The sequence below is a fragment of the Pseudoroseomonas ludipueritiae genome, from assembly GCF_014490445.1.
In the GTDB taxonomy this organism is placed as follows: domain Bacteria; phylum Pseudomonadota; class Alphaproteobacteria; order Acetobacterales; family Acetobacteraceae; genus Pseudoroseomonas; species Pseudoroseomonas ludipueritiae.
In genome coordinates, this window is sequence record NZ_JACTUZ010000231.1 from 1 (window position 1) to 4,797 (window position 4,797).

The 4,797-nt window shown below is 72.1% G+C and carries 5 protein-coding genes; 3 read left to right on the forward strand and 2 right to left on the reverse strand.

Annotated elements, in window-relative coordinates:
- The 3 genes from IBL25_RS24445 to IBL25_RS24455 form a co-directional block, all read left to right on the forward strand.
- A partial coding sequence (locus tag IBL25_RS24445; RefSeq protein WP_187781071.1) for an SLBB domain-containing protein occupies positions 1 to 1,237 on the forward strand: 1,237 nt, incomplete at its 5' end.
- Positions 1,238 to 1,294: 57 nt separating this feature from the next.
- Entirely contained in the window at positions 1,295 to 1,876 is a 582-nt protein-coding gene (locus IBL25_RS24450) for a chromate transporter (protein WP_187781072.1), read from the forward strand.
- On the forward strand, positions 1,864 to 2,394 hold the full coding sequence (locus tag IBL25_RS24455) for a chromate transporter (protein WP_187781073.1): 531 nt from the start codon (positions 1,864 to 1,866) through the stop codon (positions 2,392 to 2,394). Before IBL25_RS24450 ends, IBL25_RS24455 begins: the two co-directional genes overlap by 13 nt.
- Before the next feature lie 261 nt (positions 2,395 to 2,655).
- Here IBL25_RS24455 and IBL25_RS24460 read toward each other — a convergent pair whose 3' ends face one another.
- On the reverse strand, positions 2,656 to 3,984 hold the full coding sequence (locus IBL25_RS24460; RefSeq protein ID WP_187781074.1) for an aspartate aminotransferase family protein: 1,329 nt from the start codon (positions 3,982 to 3,984) through the stop codon (positions 2,656 to 2,658).
- An 80-nt stretch (positions 3,985 to 4,064) separates the two neighbouring features.
- A partial coding sequence (locus IBL25_RS24465; protein ID WP_187781075.1) for a diacylglycerol/lipid kinase family protein occupies positions 4,065 to 4,797 on the reverse strand: 733 nt, incomplete at its 5' end.

The window sequence follows — 4,797 nt, forward strand, 5'->3', positions numbered from 1 at the left end:
CGCTGGCCTGCCCCCCGGCGCCGCTCCGGTCCCGGCCGTGGCTTCCGCCGATTGCCCGGCCTTGCAATCGCTCGCCGTCGCCGCCCGCGCCAGCCCGGCCCGCTTCGCCCATGCGCGTGGCGCCGGCTTCCCCGATCTCGGCACCCCGCCCTGCCCGCAGGTCTTCCTGGACTATCCCGCCCTGCTGCCCTGGCTGCTGGACCAATCCGTGCTGCTTTCGGGCGAGGCGCGGATGCCCGGCCTTTATCCCATCCTGGACAATACCGGGCTGGACCAGGTGCTGGCCGCCGCCGGCGGCGCCACCGACACGGCCGATCTCTCGGCCGTGGAATTCGCGCGGGAGCCGCAGGAACAGGCTGGCGCCACCTCCCTTTCCCGCACCCTGCTGGACCTACGTTCCCGCAACTTCGCCGCCATCCGCCTCTCGCCCCGCGACGCCGTGCGCTTCGCCCGTGGCTTCGGCGACCGAGACAGCGGCCCCGTCACGCTGGTGGGCGAGTTCCTGCGCCCCGGGACCTATGACATCCGGCGCGGCGAGCGCTTCTCCGAACTCATCGCCCGCGCGGGCGGCCTCTCGCCCCAGGCCTACCCTTATGGCGCCGTCTTCACGCGGGAAAGCGTGCGGCAGCGGCAGCAGGAAGGCTTCGCCCGCACCGCGCGGGAGCTGGAGCAGAGCCTGATCCAGGTGGCGGCCGGGCAGGCCGTGGCGGGCAGCCGCTCCACCGGCCTCGACCTCGGCGGCGCCATCACGGCGGGGCGGGAGCTGGCCAATGCGCTGCGCGATGCCCGCGCCGCCGGCCGCATGGTGGTGGAGGCCAACCCCGTGGTGCTGGCCGCCCGCCCCGAGCTGGACGTGCTGCTGGAGCCGGGCGACCTGATCGCCATCCCCAAGCGCCCCAACGAGGTGACGGTGGTGGGCGCCGTGCTGAACCCCGGCAGCCTGCAATTCACCACCGGCTGGCGTGCCGGGGAGTATGTGCAGGCTTCCGGCGGCCAGCAGCGCTTCGCCGATGGCTCCCGCGCCTTCATCGTGCTGCCCAATGGGCAAAGCGCGCCGGCGGGGCTCGGCTCCTGGCAGGCGGGTGGGCCGCCGGTGCCGCCGGGCAGCCTGGTGGTGGTGCCGCAGGACCCCTCTCCCTACGAGACCTGGGGCTTCGTGCGGGACCTGACGCAGGTGCTGGGGCAGGTCAGCATCAGCGCGGCGGCGCTTTCCGTCATCGCCCGGCAGACCAAGTAGACGGCTTGGCGGCACCGGCCCGGCATGGCATCCCGGCAGCGGGAGGACCAAGCCGCCATGCCCGATGCCCTGCCCCACCCCACGCTGGGCGGCACCGCGCCGCCGCCCAATTGCCGCCAGCTTTTCCTGGGCTTCCTCGCCCTGGGGCTGATGGGCTTCGGCGGCGTGCTGCCGCTGGCCCGCTCCATGCTGGTGGAGCGGCGCCGCTGGCTCTCCGCCGAGGCCTTCACCGAACTGCTGGGCCTCTGCCAGTTCCTGCCCGGCGGCAATATCATCAACCTCTCCGTCGCCGTGGGGCTGGAATTCCGCGGCATCGCCGGCGCCATCTCGGCCCTGCTGGGGCTGATCGCCGGGCCCACGGCCGTGGTGGTGGCCCTGGGCGTGGTCTACGACCGCTTCCAGGACGACCCCTACCTGCAACACCTCTTCGCCGGCCTCGCCGCCGCCGCCGCCGGGCTGCTGGTGGCCACCGCGCTGAAGATGCTGGCGCCGCTCTGGCGCAGGCCGCTGCCCATGGCGGTGGTGGCGCTGGTCTTCCTGGCCATCGCGGTGCTGCGCACGCCGCTGCTGCCGACCATGGCGGTGCTGGCCCCCCTCAGCATCCTGGCCACCTGGTGGAGCGCCCGATGGGCACGCTGATCGCCCTGGCGCTGATCTTCGCCGAACTCTCCCTGCTCGCCTTCGGCGGCGGCAACACCATCCTGCCGGAGATGCAGCGGCGGGTGGTGGAGGTGCACCACTGGATGTCGGCGCAGGAGTTCAGCGCCCTCTTCGCCCTGGCCCAGGCGGCGCCGGGGCCGAACATGATGGTGGTGCCGCTGATCGGCTGGCATGTCGCGGGCTGGAGCGGGCTGCTGGTTTCCTCCCTCGCCAAGTTCGGCCCCTCCTCCCTGCTGACCGGCGTGGTGCTGGGCCTCTGGCGCCGCTTCCGCGACCGGCCCTGGCGGCGCGTGGTGCAGACCGGGCTGGTGCCCATGACGGTGGGGCTGGTGGCGGCCTCGGCGGCGCTGATCGGCGCGGCCACCAGCACCGATGCCGGGCTGGCGGCCGTCACACTGGTTACGGCGGCGGCTTCGGTGCTCTGGAAAAAGCTGCATCCGCTCTGGCTGCTGGCGGGCGGCGCGGTTGCGGGGCTGCTGGGGGCAGTGGTGGGCTGAACACGGCCAGCCGGTGCCAGAGAGGGCTCCGCCCTCTCTGGACACTCCCGCCGGGGTGGAAAGTCCACCCCGGACCCCGCTGGCAGTTTTCAGATCGGGGCCAGTGTCGAAAATCGAAAAGCCACGTGGGCTGTGGCCGCAGTCGCCGGAGGTCATAGACCTCCGGCGCAACCACCGCGCCAAAAGCCCAAAACAGATGGCGGGGTCTGGGGTGACACTGTCACCCCAGCGGGGTCCAGGGGCGGCGCCCCTGGCCTGTCCTCAGTCCACCGCCTTCACGGCTTCGGCGATCGTCCCGAAGATCCGGTCGATATGCTGCTTCTCCGCGATCAGCGGCGGCGAGATGGCGATGATGTCGCCGGTCACGCGCGTCAGCACGCCGTTGTCGAAGCAGGTGCGGAAGACTTCCATCGCGCGGGCGCCGGGCTTGCCGGCGCGGGGCGTCAGCTCGATGCCGGCGACGAGGCCGATGTTGCGCACGTCGATGACCTTGTCCGTGCCCTTCAGGCTATGCGCGGCATCCTCGAAATAGCCTTCCATGGCCTTGGCGCGGCCGGGCAGGTCCTCGCTGCGGTGCAGGTCCAGCGTCGCGATGGCGGCCGCCGAGGCCAGCGGATGGCCGGAATAGGTATAGCCGTGGAAGAGCTCGATCCCGTCCGGGGAGCCATGCACCACGGTCTCGTAGATGTCGTTCTTCACGGCCACGCCGCCCATCGGCACGGCCGCATTGGTCAGGCCCTTGGCCATGGTGATGATATCGGGCGTGACGCCGAAGCGCTCGGCGCCGAAATTGGTGCCGACGCGGCCGAAGCCGGTGATGACCTCGTCGAAGATCAGCAGGATGCCGTGCTTGTCGCAAAGGTCGCGCAGCCGCTGCAGGTAGCCCACGGGCGGCACCAGCACGCCGGTGGAGCCCGCCATCGGCTCCACCATCACGGCGGCGATGGTGTCGCCATGCAGCGTCACCAGCCCTTCCAGCGCATCGGCCAGCTCGGCGCCATGCTGCGGCAGGCCACGGGTGAAGGCGTTCTTGGCCAGGTTATGCGTATGCGGCAGGTGGTCCACATAGGGCAGCATGGCGCCGAACTGCTTGCGGTTGCCGCCGATGCCGCCCACCGACATGCCGCCGAAGCCGACGCCGTGGTAGCCGCGCTCCCGCCCCACCAGCCGCACGCGCTGGGCCTGGCCGCGCGCCTTCTGGTAGGCCAGCGCGATCTTCAGCGCGGTATCGGCGCTCTCGCTGCCGGAATTGGTGAAGAAGACACGGTCCATGCCGTCCGGCGTCATGTCGGCAACGCGGGCGGCGGCCTCGAAGGCCAGCGGGTGGCCGAGCTGGAAGGTGGGGGCGAAATCCATCACCGCCGCCTGCTTCTGGATGGCCTCGGTGATCTCGCGGCGGCCGTGGCCGGCGTTGCAGCACCAGAGGCCGGCGGTGCCGTCCAGCACTTCCATGCCATCGGCGGTGTAGTAGTTCATGCCTTCCGCCCGGGCCAGCAGGCGCGGGTGCGACTTGTAGTAGCGGTTGTCGGTGAAGGGCATCCAGAACGCATCGAGGTTGTTCGGACGCGACACGGGCGAGAACTGGTTCATGGGATGCGACGGACCCTGCACGGCTGGAGGCGGGCGCCCCGGTTCGGGGCGGGGCGAAGGCGGATGGCAGGGAGGCTAGATCAGAAAGGAGGCTGCCGTCCATCACCGGGCAGGCGGATGCGCAGCGGCGCCGGGGCATCCGTGACCGTCACGGGCAGGCGGCCGGTGAAGTCGCCATCCGCCTGGGTGGGCACGCCGCTGCCTTCCAGCACCACATGGCTCGCCTGGCGCAACTCCAGCCCGGGCAGGCGCGGCAGCAGGTTGAGCGGCAGCAGCGCCCCGGCCAGGGCCGCGCGGCCCCAGCCGCCGCCGATCAGCGCCACATGGAAGCCGGGCCGCAGCGGCGTCGCGCCCGGCGCCAGCAGGAAGGGCCCGGCATAGAGCCGCCCCTTGCTGACCACCAGGGCGCTGGCGCGCAGCGCCTCCCCATCGTCCAGCCGCACGCGGATGGGCGGAAAGGCGTAGCGCCGCAGTTCCAGCCCGGCCTGCCAGACATAGGCGGCGCGGCCGATGCGCCGCTTCAGCCCGAGGTCCAGCCGCCGCACCACATCGGCATCGAAGCCCGCGCCCAGCATCTGCACGAACAACAGGGAACGCCCATCCCCGAAGCGGGCGATGCCGGGCCAGAGCGCCACCTCCCGCCCGCCGCGCAGCACCGCCGCCGCCGCTTCCGGCGCGCGCGGCAGGCCAAGCTCCAGCGACAGAACATTGGCGGTGCCGAGCGGCAGGATGCCCAGCGCGGCGCCACCGCCCATCAGCCCCGCCGCCACTTCCGCGATGGTGCCGTCCCCGCCGGCCGCCACCACGCAATCC

Excerpts from the sequence above, each read along its gene's own strand:
- IBL25_RS24450 (WP_187781072.1), top strand. The coding sequence starts at position 1,295 with ATGCCCGATGCCCTGCCCCACCCCACGCTGGGCGGCACCGCGCCGCCG.
- IBL25_RS24455 (WP_187781073.1), top strand. The coding sequence starts at position 1,864 with ATGGGCACGCTGATCGCCCTGGCGCTGATCTTCGCCGAACTCTCCCTG.
- IBL25_RS24460 (WP_187781074.1), bottom strand. The coding sequence starts at position 3,984 with ATGAACCAGTTCTCGCCCGTGTCGCGTCCGAACAACCTCGATGCGTTC.